General features: G+C 70.2%; 19 protein-coding genes and 1 riboswitch. Of the genes, 4 read left to right on the forward strand and 15 right to left on the reverse strand.

Translation table 11 applies throughout. The features are described from left to right. Position 1: 1 nt before the first annotated feature. From thiC to thiE, 7 genes are read right to left on the reverse strand one after another with little or no spacing between them, the layout of a single operon-like run. Complete coding sequence (gene thiC / locus HD557_RS19830; RefSeq protein ID WP_196875139.1) at positions 2–1690, reverse strand: phosphomethylpyrimidine synthase ThiC; 1689 nt, start codon at positions 1688–1690, stop codon at positions 2–4. After that, a complete protein-coding gene (gene thiD, locus HD557_RS19835) occupies positions 1687–2496 on the reverse strand; it encodes a bifunctional hydroxymethylpyrimidine kinase/phosphomethylpyrimidine kinase (RefSeq protein WP_196875140.1) in 810 nt (269 codons plus the stop codon). The genes thiC and thiD overlap by 4 nt, the downstream gene beginning before the upstream one ends. Beyond that, entirely contained in the window at positions 2493–3125 is a 633-nt protein-coding gene (locus tag HD557_RS19840) for a thiamine phosphate synthase (RefSeq protein WP_196875141.1), read from the reverse strand. Before HD557_RS19840 ends, thiD begins: the two co-directional genes overlap by 4 nt. Beyond that, positions 3122–3886: a thiazole synthase gene (locus HD557_RS19845; RefSeq protein WP_196875142.1), complete on the reverse strand. Its 765-nt coding sequence runs from the start codon at positions 3884–3886 to the stop codon at positions 3122–3124. Before HD557_RS19845 ends, HD557_RS19840 begins: the two co-directional genes overlap by 4 nt. Next, entirely contained in the window at positions 3883–4083 is a 201-nt protein-coding gene (gene thiS / locus HD557_RS19850) for a sulfur carrier protein ThiS (RefSeq protein ID WP_196875143.1), read from the reverse strand. The genes HD557_RS19845 and thiS overlap by 4 nt, the downstream gene beginning before the upstream one ends. Next, positions 4080–5090 (reverse strand): FAD-dependent oxidoreductase, encoded by a 1011-nt coding sequence (locus HD557_RS19855; protein WP_196875144.1) that lies wholly within the window; start codon positions 5088–5090, stop codon positions 4080–4082. Before HD557_RS19855 ends, thiS begins: the two co-directional genes overlap by 4 nt. Beyond that, on the reverse strand, positions 5090–5671 hold the full coding sequence (thiE, locus tag HD557_RS19860) for a thiamine phosphate synthase (protein ID WP_196875145.1): 582 nt from the start codon (positions 5669–5671) through the stop codon (positions 5090–5092). Before thiE ends, HD557_RS19855 begins: the two co-directional genes overlap by 1 nt. Positions 5672–5688: 17 nt before the next feature. Continuing rightward, a riboswitch (TPP riboswitch) is annotated at positions 5689–5798 on the reverse strand. Positions 5799–5874: 76 nt separating this feature from the next. Here thiE and HD557_RS19865 point away from each other — a divergent pair. Next, positions 5875–7563 (forward strand): fumarate hydratase, encoded by a 1689-nt coding sequence (locus tag HD557_RS19865; protein ID WP_196875146.1) that lies wholly within the window; start codon positions 5875–5877, stop codon positions 7561–7563. A gap of 88 nt (positions 7564–7651) precedes the next feature. Next, complete coding sequence (locus HD557_RS19870) at positions 7652–7951, forward strand: TFIIB-type zinc ribbon-containing protein (protein WP_196875147.1); 300 nt, start codon at positions 7652–7654, stop codon at positions 7949–7951. Positions 7952–7983: 32 nt separating this feature from the next. Here HD557_RS19870 and HD557_RS19875 read toward each other — a convergent pair whose 3' ends face one another. From HD557_RS19875 to HD557_RS19905, 7 genes are all read right to left on the reverse strand, one after another. Continuing rightward, positions 7984–8211, reverse strand: a complete 228-nt coding sequence (locus HD557_RS19875) for a hypothetical protein (RefSeq protein ID WP_196875148.1) — start codon at positions 8209–8211, stop codon at positions 7984–7986. Then, positions 8208–8774, reverse strand: coding sequence for a GNAT family N-acetyltransferase (locus tag HD557_RS19880; protein ID WP_196875149.1), 567 nt, complete (start codon positions 8772–8774; stop codon positions 8208–8210). The genes HD557_RS19875 and HD557_RS19880 overlap by 4 nt, the downstream gene beginning before the upstream one ends. A gap of 138 nt (positions 8775–8912) precedes the next feature. After that, complete coding sequence (locus HD557_RS19885; protein WP_196875150.1) at positions 8913–9425, reverse strand: SPFH domain-containing protein; 513 nt, start codon at positions 9423–9425, stop codon at positions 8913–8915. 23 nt (positions 9426–9448) lie between these two features. Further along, complete coding sequence (locus HD557_RS19890) at positions 9449–10477, reverse strand: SPFH domain-containing protein (RefSeq protein ID WP_008359018.1); 1029 nt, start codon at positions 10475–10477, stop codon at positions 9449–9451. Between the two features lie 15 nt (positions 10478–10492). Then, positions 10493–10939 (reverse strand): NfeD family protein, encoded by a 447-nt coding sequence (locus tag HD557_RS19895; protein WP_008359020.1) that lies wholly within the window; start codon positions 10937–10939, stop codon positions 10493–10495. A 60-nt stretch (positions 10940–10999) separates the two neighbouring features. Further along, on the reverse strand, positions 11000–11500 hold the full coding sequence (locus tag HD557_RS19900) for a DUF6328 family protein (protein WP_196875152.1): 501 nt from the start codon (positions 11498–11500) through the stop codon (positions 11000–11002). Then, a complete protein-coding gene (locus HD557_RS19905; RefSeq protein ID WP_196875153.1) occupies positions 11500–12366 on the reverse strand; it encodes a glucose 1-dehydrogenase in 867 nt (288 codons plus the stop codon). The genes HD557_RS19900 and HD557_RS19905 overlap by 1 nt, the downstream gene beginning before the upstream one ends. Before the next feature lie 45 nt (positions 12367–12411). Between HD557_RS19905 and HD557_RS19910 the strand changes: the two genes are divergently transcribed. Then, a complete protein-coding gene (locus HD557_RS19910; protein ID WP_008359026.1) occupies positions 12412–13074 on the forward strand; it encodes a spermidine synthase in 663 nt (220 codons plus the stop codon). Between the two features lie 18 nt (positions 13075–13092). Continuing rightward, positions 13093–14481, forward strand: a complete 1389-nt coding sequence (locus HD557_RS19915; protein WP_196875154.1) for a class II fumarate hydratase — start codon at positions 13093–13095, stop codon at positions 14479–14481. A gap of 219 nt (positions 14482–14700) precedes the next feature. Here HD557_RS19915 and HD557_RS19920 read toward each other — a convergent pair whose 3' ends face one another. Further along, positions 14701–15405 carry a lytic transglycosylase domain-containing protein gene (locus tag HD557_RS19920; RefSeq protein ID WP_196875155.1) on the reverse strand — a complete coding sequence of 235 codons (705 nt, stop codon included), beginning with the start codon at positions 15403–15405 and terminating at the stop codon, positions 14701–14703. Positions 15406–15451 lie beyond the last annotated feature (46 nt).

Below are 15451 nucleotides of genomic sequence, written 5' to 3' on the forward strand. Positions count from 1 at the left end.
CTCAGTCGGCGAGCGGGAGGTACACCCGACTTCCCGCCGCCGCGAACTCCTTCGACTTCTCCATCATCCCGGCCTCGACCTCCTCGGAAGAGGCACCGTCGCCGCCGCCGAAGCGGTCGCGTACGTCCTGGCTGATCTTCATCGAGCAGAACTTCGGGCCGCACATGGAGCAGAAGTGGGCGGTCTTGGCGCCCTCCGCCGGCAGGGTCTCGTCGTGGAATGCCTCCGCGGTGACCGGGTCCAGGGAGAGCGCGAACTGGTCGCGCCAGCGGAACTCGAAGCGGGCCCGGGAGAGGGCGTCGTCGTGGTCACGGGCGCCGGGGTGGCCCTTGGCGATGTCGGCGGCGTGGGCGGCGAGCTTGTAGGTGATCACGCCGGTCTTCACGTCGTCCTTGTCGGGCAGGCCGAGGTGCTCCTTCGGGGTGACGTAGCAGAGCATCGCGGTGCCGTGCATCGCGATCGTGGCCGCGCCGATGGCACTCGTGATGTGGTCGTAGCCCGGCGCGATGTCGGTCGCGAGCGGGCCCAGCGTGTAGAACGGCGCGCCGTGGCACCACTCCTGCTGGAGGTCGACGTTCTCCTTCACCAGGTTGAGCGGGACGTGGCCAGGGCCTTCGACCATGACCTGGACGTCGTGCTCCCAGGCCCGCGTCGTGAGCTCGGCGAGGGTGCGCAGCTCGGAGAGCTGGGCCTCGTCGTTGGCGTCGGCGGTGCTGCCCGGGCGGAGGCCGTCACCGAGGGAGAAGGCGACGTCGTACTGCTTGAAGATCTCGCACAGCTCGTCGTAGTGCGTGTAGAGGAAGTTCTCCTGGTGATGGGCCAGGCACCAGCCGGCCATGATCGAACCGCCTCGGGACACGATGCCGGTGACGCGGTTGGCGGTGAGCGGGACGTAGCGGAGCAGGACGCCCGCGTGGATCGTCATGTAGTCGACGCCCTGCTCGGCCTGCTCGATGACCGTGTCGCGGAAGACCTCCCAGGTCAGCTTGTCGGCCTCGCCGTTGACCTTCTCCAGGGCCTGGTAGATCGGGACGGTGCCGATCGGGACGGGCGAGTTGCGCAGGATCCACTCGCGGGTGGTGTGGATGTCGTCGCCGGTGCTCAGGTCCATCACCGTGTCCGCGCCCCAGGTGATCGCGTGGGTGAGCTTGTCGACCTCCTCGGCGATGGAGGACGTGACGGCGGAGTTGCCGATGTTGGCGTTGATCTTCACCAGGAACCGCTTGCCGATGATCATCGGCTCGGACTCGGGGTGGTTGACGTTGTTGGGGATGATTGCGCGGCCCGCCGCCACCTCCTCGCGGACCAGCTCGGGGTCGCAGCTCTCCCGCACCGCGACGTAGGCCATCTCCTTGGTGACGATGCCCTGCCGTGCGTAGTGCATCTGGGTGATGTTCCTGCCCTTGCGCGGCTGGCGGCGCTCGCCCTGCCACTCCTGGCGGGCCGCGCCGCGGCGTACGGCTGCCTTGCCGTTGTCCAGCAGCTCGGTCCGGCGGCCGTCGTAGGCCTCGGTGTCGCCGCGCTCGTCGATCCACTCGTCGCGACGCGGCGGGAGACCCTGCTCCGGCTGGGATCCCGGGCCCTCGGTGCAGTAGCGGTCGAAGGTCTCGCCGTTGGTCAGCGCGACCCGGGTAACCGGGACCTTCAGGTCACCGAGCTCGAGGCGGGTGTGGGCGGGGTGGACGGTCATGCTGTCTCCTTCGTGCTTGTCGGGCTGGGCTGATCTGTGAAGAGGTGGGCGACCGGGCCCCGGCCGCGGCCGAGGGTCCACTGCCTGCTGGTGGCGAGCTGTCGGGTGACGTACGCCGCGGCCTGCTCGGCCCCCTCCCGCAGCGGTGCGCCGTGGGCGAGACGGGCGGCCAGGGCCGAGCTGTAGGTGCAGCCGGTGCCGTGGTCGTTGCTCGTGAGGACCGCGGGGTGTCTCAGCGGGATCGCGGACTTCCCGGGCTCGGCGAGCCAGTCGGTGCACTCCCCGGTGGCGGCCGGGTCACCTCCGGTGACGATCACCGCCGGCTTCAGCCCGGCGAGCTCCTCGGCGAGCTCCTCGGGTGACCCGTCGCGTCCCGCCAGGGCCCGAGCCTCGTCGAGGTTGGGGGTGACGACGGTGGCGACGGGGAGCAGGTGGTCGAGGTAGGCGCGGCGTACGTCCTCACCACCGAGCACCGCTCCCGAGGTGGCGACGAGGACGGGGTCGACGACGAGCGGGCGGTCGGCGCACAGGCGCGCGACGAGCTCGACCGTCTCGGCGCTGCCGAGCATGCCGGTCTTCACGGCCGCGACGGGAAGGTCGTCGAAGACAGCGTGGAGCTGCGCCTCGATGGTCGCGAACGGGATGGCGTGGATGTCGCTGACGCCGGTCGTGTCCTGGGCGGTGACGGCGGTGATCACACAGGCGCCGTGGACCCCGAGCGCGGCGAAGGTGGCCAGGTCGGCCGCCGTGCCCGCCGCTCCCCCGGAGTCGGTCCCCGCGACGGTGAGCGCGACCGGCGGGTTCATCGGGTCACCCCCGCGGCGAGGGCGGCGAGAAGGTCGCGCACGACCTGTCCCGGCTCGTCTGCTCGCATCACCGCGCCCATCACGGCGACCCCGTAGGCGCCCCCTGCGACCGGGTCGGCGGCGTTGTCCGAGGTGATCCCGCCCAGTGCGTACGTCGGGAGCGGCAGGTCGCCGAAGGTGCCCGGCCCGAGCGGCGGCCCGTAACCGGGCTTGGACTCGGTCACCGCATACGGGCTCAACATCGCATAGTCGAACCCCTGCTCGGCGGCGGTGGCGACCTCAGTGGCGCTGTGGCAGCTGCGGCCGAGGTGTAACACGCTGTTACACCGACTATCCGGTCGCTCCGATAGGGCGAGTAGTTCTACGAACGACGTGTTACAGCTCGCGGAAGCCGGGAGCTGCACCCCGACCGCCGCGGGCAGGGGTGTGTGGGCGGCGATGACGTTCAGGCCGAGCCCGGCGAGCAGCTCGGCCAGCTTCGCCCGATGCTCCAGGGGCTCGTCGAGCTCGCGGAGTACGACGTGGGTCAGGCCCGCCTCGGCGCACGCTGCCATCGTCGCGAGCAGGCTGCGGCCGAGCGGCAGCTGGGAGCGGTCGGTGAGGACGAGCAGTCTCGGTAGCACGGTCATGCGATGCGTCCTTCCATCGGCGAGGAGGCGCGGGCGACGGCCTGGCGTGGGATCCGGCCGGCGGCGCGGGCGGTGTGCCCGGCCTCGACGGCCAGCCGCAGCGCGCGGGCCATCGCGACCGGGTCGTCGGCGCGCGTGACCGCGGTGGCGGCGAGGACGGCGGAGCAGCCGAGCTCCATCGCCAGGACCGCGTCCGAGGCGGTGCCGACCCCGGCGTCGAGCACCACCGGCACGTCGACGGCGGCCACGACGGCCTCGATGGCGTAGGGGTTGAGGATGCCGAGCCCCGACCCGATCGGCGAGCCGAGCGGCATCACCGCGGCACAGCCCGCGTCTTCGAGCCGGCGGGCGAGGACGGCGTCGTCGGTGGCGTACGGCAGGACCGTGAAGCCCTTGCGCACCAGTTGCTCGGCGGCCTCGACCAGCTCGACGGCGTCGGGCATCAGCGAGGTCTCGTCGCCGATCACCTCCAGCTTCACCCAGTCGGTCTCCAGCGCCTCGCGGGCCAGCTCGGCGGTCAGCACCGCCTCGCGCGCCGAGAGGCAGCCGGCGGTGTTGGGCAGGATCGGCACGCCCGCGCTGCGGAGCGTCTCGAGCAGGCCTCCGGACGCCGTCGAGGACGTACGCCGCATCGACACCGTCACCAGACCCGGCTCGGCCGCGTCGATGACGTCCGGGAGCAGCGCCAGGTGGGGCAGGCCGCCGGTGCCGAGGAAGAGGCGCGAGGACAGCTCGCGGCCGGCGATCTTCAGCACGCTCATCCGCCCTGCACCGCCGTCACGATCTCGACCACGTCGCCGTCCTGGAGCGAGCGTTCCGCCCAGTCGTCGCGAGGAACGATCTCCTCGGCGACGGCGACCGCGATGCCGCTCGGCCGCCGGTCGCCGGTCCTGGTCTCGAGCAGATCGGCGACGGTGCCACCGACCTCCATCGGCTCGCCGTTCACGGTGATCCTCATCCGTCCTCCTTCATCCGGAACCGGCGCGGGTCGACCGCGGGCTCCACCGTTCCTGTCTCGATGTGATCGGCGACCAGCCGCGCGATGAGCGGCGCGAGCAGGACCCCGTTGCGATAGGCGCCCGCGGCGAGCACGACCCCCGGCTCCTGGGTCGGACCGACCAGCGGAAGGTTGTCGGCGGTGCCGGGGCGATCGCGCGAGGTCACCTCCACGACGCCGGCCCGGTCGAGCGCGGGCACGACCCGGCGGGCGGAGTCGAGCAGCCGCCAGACGCCCTCGACGGTCGGCAGCAGCGGGCCGTCGCGCTCCTCCGACGTCGCCCCGATGACGACCTCGTCGCTGTCGGTCCGCGGCACGACGTAGACCTGCTCGCCGTGCACCCACGCCCGCACGGTCCGCTCCACCCACTCCTGCGTCCGCACCCGCACCACGTCGCCGCGGACCGGGCGGATGAGGGAGGAGTACGGAGCGGGGAGGTGCGCCCCCGTGGCGATGACGGTCACGTCAACGGCTGTGTTGGTCTCGACACCAACACGGTCGCCGACCCGCGCGAGCAGCGCCGCGACGACGGCCCGCGGGTCGACGGAGTGGTCCTCGGCGAGGAAGGCGCCACCGGCGACTCGGCCGAGCCCGGGTTCGTAGCCGAGCAGATCCCTCCGCCCCAACCGTTCGTAGGACACCCCGGCGAGGTCGAGCACCGCGAGCTGCCGCTCGACCTGCTGGACATCTCCGGCGTCGACGCCGGCCAGCAGCGTCCCGCGGGTGTGCACAGGCACCCCTAGCCGCGAAGCGAAGTCGGGCCACAGCGCGAGCGACGCCAGGCACAGCCGCGTCAGCTCCTCCTCGCCGTGCCAGGCCTCCCCGGCCGGGCTGAGCATGCCGGCAGCGGCGTACGACGCCCCTGAACCCGGCGACGGATCGACCACCGAGACCTCGTGACCACGACGGATCAGCTCGTCGGCCACGGAGAGTCCGACGATCCCGGCACCGAGGATCCGCGCCCGCATCAGCCGACCGCTTCCACGAGCTCCTTCGCGGCTTGGAGTGGATCGGGTTGTCGCCAGAGCCCGCCGATCACGGCGACCCCATGGGCGCCGGCGGCGCGCACCGGCCCGGCAGACTCGGCCGAGATGCCGCCGATCGCGATCAGCGGCAGCACGCCGGCCGCATCGGTGACGGCAGCGACCCCCAGCGGGTCGGGAAGCCCGGCCTTGGACGTGGTCGCGAAGACCGGCCCGAACCCGGCGTAGTCCGCGCCCGCGTCGGCAGCCGCCTCGACGGCGGCACGGTCGCGGCAGGTCGCGCCGATGATCAGCCCCGGGGAGACCGCGTCGGCGATCCGCCGGGCCTCGGCCAACGGCAGGTCGGACGCACCGAGATGGACGCCGTCCGCACCGGCGGCGAGCGCGACGTCGAGCCGGTCGTCGACGACCACACAGGCCTCGTACGTCCCGACCCGCTCGATCACGGTTGCCGTCAGCGCGAGCAGCTCACGGGTCGTCGCGGTCTTGTCGCGCACCTGGAAGCCGGTGACACCGACCTCCGCGAAGGCGGGCAGCAGCGCGAGATCATCGCGCGAGGAGACCAAACAGAAAATATGTGGAAGAAGCACAACCAATCACTTCCTTCGCCGGCATGATCCGGATCAGGTGTAACGGTCGGAGCGGCTCCAGCTCCCTCTCAGCCCGCTGCCGCGGACTCCCGTGTGGACGTCTCCGACCATAGCGCGGATGTCTCGCGCGTGCAGCCTGATCTCAGACGGAGGCGCCCGGCGGCGTACGATTCGCTTCCGTGGCTGACGTTGAGTTCCGGTACTCCGACCTCCTCCCGACCGGCAAGGACGACACTCCTTACCGGCTGATCACCAGCGAGGGGGTGGAAGAGATCGAGGTCGACGGGCGCAAGTTCCTCAAGGTCGACCCCGAGGCGATCCGCCGGCTGACCGCCGAGGCGATGAAGGACATCAACCAGTACCTCCGCCCTGCCCACCTCAAGCAGCTCCGCAAGATCATCGACGACCCCGAGGCCTCCGGCAACGACCGCTTCGTCGCGCTCGACCTGCTCAAGAACGTCAACATCTCGGCCGGCGGGATCCTGCCGATGTGCCAGGACACCGGCACCGCGATCGTGATGGGCAAGAAGTCCGAGGGCGTGCTGACCGGCTCCGACGACGCCGAGACCGTCAGCCGCGGTGTCTTCGACGCCTACACCAAGCTCAACCTGCGCTACTCGCAGCTGGCCCCGCTGACGACGTACGAGGAGAAGAACACCGGCTCCAACCTGCCCGCACAGGTCGAGATCTACTCGACCACCGAGGGCGAGAACGGCCCGGAGTACAAGTTCCTCTTCATGGCCAAGGGCGGCGGCAGCGCCAACAAGTCGTTCCTGTTCCAGGAGACCAAGGCGATCCTCAACCCGGACAAGATCCTCACCTTCCTCGACGAGAAGATCCGGTCGCTGGGCACGGCCGCCTGCCCGCCGTACCACCTCGCCGTCGTCATCGGCGGGACGTCCGCGGAGTTCGCCCTCAAGACGGCCAAGTACGCCTCGGCCCACTACCTCGACAACCTCCCGACCGAGGGCTCGATGAGCGCCCACGGCTTCCGCGACACCGAGCTCGAGGAGAAGGTCTTCGAGCTGACCCAGTCCTTCGGGATCGGGGCCCAGTTCGGCGGCAAGTACTTCTGCCATGACGTACGCGTCGTCCGGCTCCCCCGCCACGGCGCCTCCTGCCCCGTGGCGATCGCGGTCTCCTGCTCCGCCGACCGCCAGGCGCTGGGCAAGATCACCCGCGACGGCGTCTTCCTCGAGCAGCTCGAGACGGACCCGGCGCAGTACATGCCGGACGCCGGGATGGCCGAGGAGATCTCGGCCGGCGAGGTGGTCGACATCGACCTCAACCAGCCGATGTCCGAGATCCTCGCGACGCTCTCCCAGCACCCGGTCAAGACCCGGCTCTCCCTGTCCGGCCCGATGGTGGTGGCCCGCGACATCGCGCACGCGAAGATCAAGGAGCGCCTCGACGCGGGCGAGGAGATGCCGGAGTACATGAAGAACCACCCGGTCTACTACGCCGGCCCGGCCAAGACGCCCGAGGGCATGGCGTCGGGCTCCTTCGGACCGACGACCGCCGGCCGGATGGACTCCTACGTCGAGCAGTTCCAGGCCGCCGGCGGCTCCATGGTCATGCTCGCCAAGGGCAACCGCTCCAAGATCGTCGCCGAGGCCTGCGGCACCTACGGCGGCTTCTACCTCGGCTCCATCGGCGGCCCGGCCGCGCGGCTCGCCCAGGACTGCATCAAGTCGGTCGAGGTGCTCGAGTACCCCGAGCTCGGCATGGAGGCGGTCTGGAAGATCGAGGTCGAGAACTTCCCCGCCTTCATCGTCGTCGACGGCGAGGGCAACGACTTCTTCACCGACCCCTCCGGCACCACCACCGTCCCCCTCACCGGGATCAGGGTGCGGTCGAAGGAGCGCTGAGCGGACGCCCGCCGACGCTGGGCCTCGGCGAGGCGGGACGACCGGATAGGTTGATGGGCGCCGATCCCCGACGACGAGGAGACCCCCCATGCAGTGCCCCATCGACGGCGTCACCCTGGTGATGAGCGAGCGCCAAGGCATCGAGATCGACTACTGCCCGCAGTGCCGTGGCGTGTGGCTCGACCGCGGCGAGATCGACAAGATCATCGAGCGGTCCGTCGGCGCCCCGCAACTCGGCAGCTACCAGCAGCAGCCCCGCCAGGAGCAGCGCGACGAGCGACGCTACGAGAAGCGGGATTACGAGCGGCGCGACTACGACGACGACCACCGCTACGACAAGCGCCGCAGCCACCACCGCGAGTCCTGGTTGGGTGACCTCTTCGGCTGAGCCTGACCCAGCCCGGCCCGCCCGCAGAATCGCTAGACGTCGTTGTCGCGCCGGTTCTCGGGCGGCGCCTCGCTCGGTCCGGACCCCTTCGTGTCCGGGCTGCCCGACTCGGAGTCGGGATAACCCGCCGTCGAGTCCGAGGGCGCGATCGGAGTGTCGCCCTCGTCCTCGTCGAGGCGCTGGGTCTCGGAGACCTGCCCGGACTCGTCGGTGTACTCGGGGTCGTCGGGCCCCTCTGCCGGAAGTTGCTCGTGGCTCATGTCCCTGCGGTACCCCGCTGCCGGGCGAACCACTCCCCGCGGAGCAGTCCGAAGACCCAGGAGTCGGAGACGACCCCGTTCACCACGCAGTCCTCCCTCAGCGTCCCCTCGAGCTTGAACCCGAGCTTCTCCAGCACCCGGGCCGAGGCGGCGTTACGAGTGTCGGCCTCCGCCTGGACCCGGTTGAGGTCGAGCGCGTCGAAGGCCCAGGTCAGCACGGCACCGGCGGCCTCGGTCGCATAGCCGTGACCCCAGGCCGCCTCGCCGAGGCAGTAGCCGAGCGAGGCGCTGCGGAACTCCGGGTTCCACGAGTTGAAGGTGCACCAGCCGAGGAACACGGAGTCCCGTTCGACGGCCACCCGGACGCCGGCCCCCTCCTCCGCCATCTCCTGTGACCTGGCGATGAACCGCCCGGCTTGGGCCGGATCGGTCCACGGCGGTGAGTCCCAGTAACGCAGTACGTGGGCGTCGCTCTGCAACGCGAAGAGGTCATCCGCATCAGCGTCGGTGAACGGCCGCAGCCGCAACCGTGTCGTGACGAGCGTGGGAGTGGGCAGCGACATGGCCCGATGCTGTCAACCCGTGACCGCCCGCCGCATCAGGTTTTTCGGGTCACCGATGCCCGACAGCCCGACCAGTCGGCGTGCCCGTTGCGCGAGGGCACCAGCCGCCTTCGCCGCGAGGTGCCTCGAGGGTCGCGGTCATCGGCCAGGAGCGCCTGGGGCGCCGAGGTCGGTGACCGCGACGCGCTTGACGACGATGCCCCAGTCCTCGCGCGAGCGGCGGGTGGCGTCATAGGCGACATCCGTCAGGCGCTGGGTGGAGTTGAGGAACTCGTCCTGGTCGACGATTCCGGCGAACTCTCGCAGCGCCTCGCGTACAGCGCGTTCGAGCTGCTGCTGGGTGTTGTCGACGCGGTAGGCGATCGACGGGTCCTCGAACTCGAAGTAGACGTTCAGAACCGCCTCGCAGACGTAGTGATCGCGGCAGACGAGCGGTTCCCTCATCGACAGCACCTGCTCGCGCATGTCGAACCGAGCAACGACCCGGTCCAGCAGCGGCACGATGGCGTTGAGGCCCGGCCTCAGCGTCGTCCGGTACCGGCCGCGGCGCTCGACCACGAAGCAGGTCGCCGCCGGGACGATCCTGACACTCATCAGCATCCCGACGACCACCACGACAACGAGCAGCACGACCACGAGACCCGGCGACATGCCGGTCAGGCTACCGACGTACGTCAGCCGACGATGCGATCGGCGCGGGCCGACTCCTCCTTGGCCTCCTCGACGGCCTTGACGGCCTCGTCGTGAGCCTCGCGCTGGGCCTGCTCGATGGCGTTGCGCGGGGTGGGCAGCGGCGGCGTACGTCGTTCCTCGCCGTTGCCGTTCCCGGTGGCCTTCGAAGCGGTGTCCGCGAAGGCCCCCGTGACCGTACGCATCGCCTCGGTGAGCTCGCCGGGGATGACCCAGAACGAGTTGCCGTGCGAGGCGAGCGAGGGCAGCATCTCGAGGTACTTGTAGGCCAGGACCTTGGCGTCGGCGTCGTTGGCGTGGACCGCCTGGAAGACCCGCTCGAGCGCCTTGGCCTCACCGTCGGCCTCGAGCACGCGGGCCTGCTGGTGACCTTCGGCCTCCAGGATCGAGCGCTGCCGCGTGCCCTCGGCCTCGAGGATCAGCGAGGCCCGCTTGCCCTCGGCGTGCAGGATCGCGGCACGCTTGTCGCGCTCGGCGCGCATCTGCTTCTCCATCGCCTCCTTGATCGAGGCCGGCGGGTCGATCGCCTTGATCTCGACCCGGTTGACCCGGATCCCCCACTTCCCGGTGGCGTCGTCGAGCACCTCGCGCAGCCGCGCGTTGATCGTCTCGCGCGAGGTCAGGGTGCGCTCCAGGTCCATCGACCCGATCAGGTTGCGCAGCGTGGTGACGGTGAGCTGGTCGATCGCCTGCAGGTAGTTCGCCACCTCATAGGCAGCCGCCCGCGGGTCGGTGATCTGGTAGTAGAGCACCGTGTCGATGTTGACCACCAGGTTGTCCTCGGTGATCACCGGCCGCGGGTTGGAGGAGTAGACCGTCTCGCGCACGTCCAGCTTGGTGTTGACCCGGTCCACCAGCGGGATCACGAAGTTGAGCCCCGGTTGCAGCGTGACCCGGTAGCGCCCGAACCGCTCGATGTTGTAGCGGCGGGCCTGCGGCACGATCCGCACCGTCGAGGCGACTCCCCCGACCACCAGCCCGATCAGGACCAGCACAATCAGCAGAAGTTCCATGTCGTACGTCCTCCTCTAGGGCGACAGCGACAACGGGTCCCGCGGATGCACGAGCGCCGTCGCGCCTTCGATCTCGAGCACGTCGACCCGGCATCCGACCGGGATGACGAGGTCCTCGTCGTAGGGCCGGGCGGTCCAGTCCTCACCGGCGAGCCGCACCAGGCCGTGGGCGAAGCTGACCTCCGCCAGGACGACCGCCTGACGGCCGACCAGGGCGTCGGTGCCGTCACGCACCGGCGGCGGCAGCGCCATGTGACGGCGTGCGACGGGCCGTACCAGCAGCACGCTGCCACCGCCGGCGAGCGCGAAGACGAGCATCTGCACCAGCACCGGGGCGCCCAACGCGGCGCTCCCGGCGGCAAGCAGCGCCCCGCCGGCGACGAAAGCGAACGCCAGCGTCATCGTGAACGCCTCGGCAAGTCCCAGCAGCACCGCGACGATGATCCAGAAGATCGACCACATAAGCCCACCCGACTCGGTTCCCATCCAGCGTACTCCCGCTGTGGGGGTCATCACACCGGGTCAGTGGGAGTTGTTTCGTCCGTTCACGAGCGGCAGTCCCGCCCACAGCGAGATGAACAGGACGAGCACGGCCGCCGCGGCCACGAGCGCGGCTTCGAGCGAGACCACGACGTCGAAGACGAGCAGCACCACCAGCGCCGAGACGATCGCGAAGCCGACCAGCCCGGCCCGCGCGCAGATGTGCGAGGCCGTGACCAGCCAGGGGCGCTGCCGGCGCCGGAACAGCATCCGGTGGAAGGAGACCGGGGCGATGATGAGACTGGTGGTGATGACCGAGCCGACCAGCACGACGAGATAGATCGTCTGCTGGTGGTCGTTGAGATCGGGGAAGCGTGGCGAGAACGGCACCGTCAGCAGGAAACCGGTCAGGATCTGCACCCCGGTCTGCAGCACCCGCAGCTCCTGGAGGAGCTCGTTCCAGTTGCGGGTGATCCGCTGCTCCGGTCCCTCGTCCGGACCACCGCCGTCGATCTCGTTGCCCTCGTAGCTGCTCGTGGCCATCAGAACACCGGCCGTCCCCCAGTCACCCCGAGGACGGTTCCGGACACGTAGGACGCTTCGGTCGGCGAGGCCAGGAAGACGAACGCCGGGGCGACCTCGGCCGGCTGGCCCGCTCGACCCAGCGGCGTGTTCGCCCCGAACTTCTCCACCTTCTCCGGAGCCTGCGTCGCCGGCTGCAGCGGGGTCCAGATCGGCCCGGGCGCCACCGCGTTCACCCGGACCCCGTCGGGCCCGAGCTCGGCGGCGAGGTTGACGGTGAAGTTGTTGATCGCGGCCTTCGTCGCGGCGTAGTCGAGCAGGCTGGTCGAGGGTTCGTACGCCTGGATGGAGGCGTTGTTGATGACGCAGCCGCTGCTCTTCTTCAGGTGCGGCACGGCCGCCCTGGTCAGCCAGAGCAGGGCGTACAGGTTGGTCTTGAACGTCCGGTCGATCCGCTCGTCGTCCATGTCCGTCAAACCCTTGTCGCGGGCGAACTGGTAACCGGCGTTGTTCACCAGGATGTCCAGGCCGCCGAGCTCCTGCACGGTGCGCTCGACGACCTCGTCGCACGCCTCGCGCTCACGCAGGTCGATCGGGATCGCCAGCGGCGTACGTCCGGCCTCCTCCACCAGCTTCGAGGTCTCCTGCGCGTCGGGCTCCTCCTCGGGGAGGTAGGTGAAGGCCACGTCGGCGCCCTCGCGGGCGTACGCGATGGCGACCGCGCGACCGATGCCGGAGTCGCCTCCGGTGATCAGGGCGACCTTGCCCTCGAGGCGGCCGTGGCCCTGGTAGCTCGACTCGCCGTGGTCGGGCACCGGCTCCATCTCGCCGGTGAGCCCGGGAGGCTCCTGCTGCTGGGCGGGGAACTGGGTGTTGTCTTCGCTCATGGCAGAGCCGGTACCCACATCGGCCACAATGGAGCCGTGAGCGGGATGGAATCGGTGATCGCAGACGGGGGCCTGGTCCTGAAGCACCGGGCGGACGGCCACCTGGAGCTGCGGGCCAACGGGATCTTCGTGATGGACACCCGGGAGACCTCGACCGAGAAGGCGCTCGCGACGCGCGCGCTCGGGCTGCACCCGCAGCCTCGGCACGTGCTCATCGGCGGCCTCGGGCTCGGGTTCACCCTCGAGGCGGTGCTGGCCGACCCGCGGGTCGAAGCCGTCACGGTCGTCGAGATCGAGCCGCGCCTGGTCGAGTGGATGCGCGCCGGCCGGATCCCCCACGGCCCCGGGCTGCTGGCCGACGAGCGCGTCCACGTCGAGGTCGCCGATGTGGCCGTGGTCCTGCGGGAGAGCCGGCCCGAGACGTACGACGTGGTGCTGTTGGACGTCGACAACGGTCCGGGCTACCTGGTGCACGACGCCAACGGGGCGCTCTACGAGGCGCCCGCGCTCGCCGATGCGCGGCGGGCCACCACCCCGGGTGGCAGTGTGGTGGTGTGGTCGGCGGCGGAGGCTCCGGCGCTGCTGGAGGTCATGGCGCAGGTCTTCGACGACGCGGAGGCGCTCTCCTATCCCGTCGACCTGCAGGGGCACTCGGAGACCTACTGGCTCTATGTGGGCACGGTCTCGCAAGGGAATGGCACCAACTAGTCAAAGGTTGAACCAGACATGGACGACATGAGCTTTCGCATCGAGCACGACTCCATGGGTGAGGTCCGGGTCCCGAAGGACGCGCTGTGGCGCGCCCAGACCCAACGGGCCGTGGAGAACTTCCCCATCTCGGGCACTCCGATCGAGCCGGCGCTGATCCATGCGATCGGCCATGTGAAGGCCGCCGCCGCCAAGGCCAACCTCGACCTCGGCGTGCTCCCCGGCGACAAGGCCGCGGCGATCATCGCGGCCGCGGGCGAGGTCTCCGAGGGCCGGCACGACGACGCGTTCCCGATCGACGTCTTCCAGACCGGGTCCGGCACCTCGTCGAACATGAACGCCAACGAGGTGATCGCGTCGCTGGTGGCCAGGGCCGGAGGCGACGTACATCCCAACGACCACGTCAACGCCTCCCAGTCCTCCAACGACACCTTCCCGACCGCGATCCACGTCGCCGCCGCCGTCGCCGTCACCGAGCAGCTGCTGCCCGCGATCGACGTGCTGGCCACCTCGCTCGAGGCGAAGGCCACCGAGTTCGCCGGCCTGGTGAAGTCGGGACGTACGCACCTGATGGACGCGACGCCGGTCACCCTCGGCCAGGAGTTCGGAGGGTACGCAGCCACCATCCGCTACGCGGCCGAGCGGCTCGAGGCCGTGCTTCCGAGGGTGCGTGAGCTGGCGCTCGGCGGCACCGCGGTCGGGACCGGCATCAACACGCCCGCCGGCTTCCCGCAGGCCGTGATCGCCGAGCTGTCCGACCGCACCGGCCAGCCGTTCACCGAGGCCCGCAACCACTTCGAGGCCCAGGGCACCCGCGACTCGCTGGTCGAGCTCTCCGGCGTCCTGAAGACTCTCGCGGTCGGCCTGATCAAGATCAACAACGACCTGCGCTGGATGTCCTCTGGCCCGACCACCGGGCTGGCCGAGATCCACCTGCCCGACCTGCAGCCGGGCTCCTCGATCATGCCCGGCAAGGTGAACCCGGTCGTCCCGGAGGCCACCTTGATGGTGGCGTTCCAGGTGATCGGCAACGACGCCGCCGTGACCGCCGCCGGAGCGTCGGGTGCCTTCGAGCTCAACGTCGCGATGCCGGTGATGGCCCGCAACATCCTGGAGTCGATCCGCCTGCTCTCGACCTCGATGACCGTCCTGGCCCAGCGCACCGTCGACGGGATCGTGCCGATCCCCGAGCGCCTCCGCGCCTACGCCGAGTCCTCTCCCTCGATCGTCACGCCGCTCAACAAGTACATCGGCTACGAGGCCGCCGCCAAGGTCGCCAAGCAGGCCCTCGCCGAGGGCGCCACGATCAAGGACACCGTCATCAAGCTCGGCTACGTCGCCGACGGCACCATCACCGAGGAAGACCTCGACAAGGCCCTCGACGTGGAGTCCATGACCCACCCCTGATCAAGCACCGCCGAGAATGTGGTTGTGGGCGACGAAACATGAGTTTCGTCGCCCACAACTGACGATTCGGCCGCCGGCTGGCACGGTCGGCCACAAGCCAGCGCCGAAGCGCCCCTCGTCTGGACGGAGCGGAGCGAGGAGCGCCAGCGACGAGCGCAGCGGAGGAAGACGAGGGTCAAGCGGAGGTGCTGCGCGAATTGCGAAGCAATCGCAAAAAGCTCAGTACCACCCGACGGACTGGGAGTGGCTCCAGGCGCCGCACGGGGAGCCGTAGCGGTCGTTGATGTAGCCGAGGCCCCACTCGATCTGGGTGGCGGGGTTGGTCTCCCAGTCGTCTCCGGCCGAGGCCATCTTGGAGCCCGGGAGGGCCTGCGGGATGCCGTAGGCGCTGGAGGAGGGGTTAGCGGCGGTCGGGTTCCAGCCCGACTCCTTCTCCCACAGCGGCTCGAGGCAGGAGAACTGGTCCATGCCCCAGCCGAAGTCGCCGAGCATCGACTTGGCGATGTCCTTGGGGTTGCGGAGATCGATCTCGATCTCCTCGACGCCGGCGATGGCGCGGACCTCGTTGCCGGCCGACAGCGCGGCCTGCTTGCCCGGGTCGGCGACCTCACGGCGGTCACCGGCCGAACGCGACAGCGTCGTCTCGCTGCCGCGGGCGGCGGACTCGGCCTCGATCGCGGCGCGCTGGGCGTCGGTCAGCTCGGGGATGCCGGCTGCCTCACCCGCGCTCAGCGTCGGGTCGTCGGTGGCGGGGCCGGTGTAGGCCACCCCACCGGCGACTGCGGCGCCGGTCCCGCCGAGGGCGAGGACGGAGAGGAGGAGGGTTGTCTTGGCGGTCGTACGCGCAGCCTTGTGCGGAACGTCGACAAGCGGATTCGCTGGCGCACCGCGATGTCGCGGGGCACGATGAACAGGCTTGGTCACGGGCTCTCATTCGGGGGCTGAGGCATTACAGACCCGCAAACAATGC

Origin of the sequence: Nocardioides luteus, from assembly GCF_015752315.1 — a bacterium.
Classification (GTDB): domain Bacteria; phylum Actinomycetota; class Actinomycetes; order Propionibacteriales; family Nocardioidaceae; genus Nocardioides.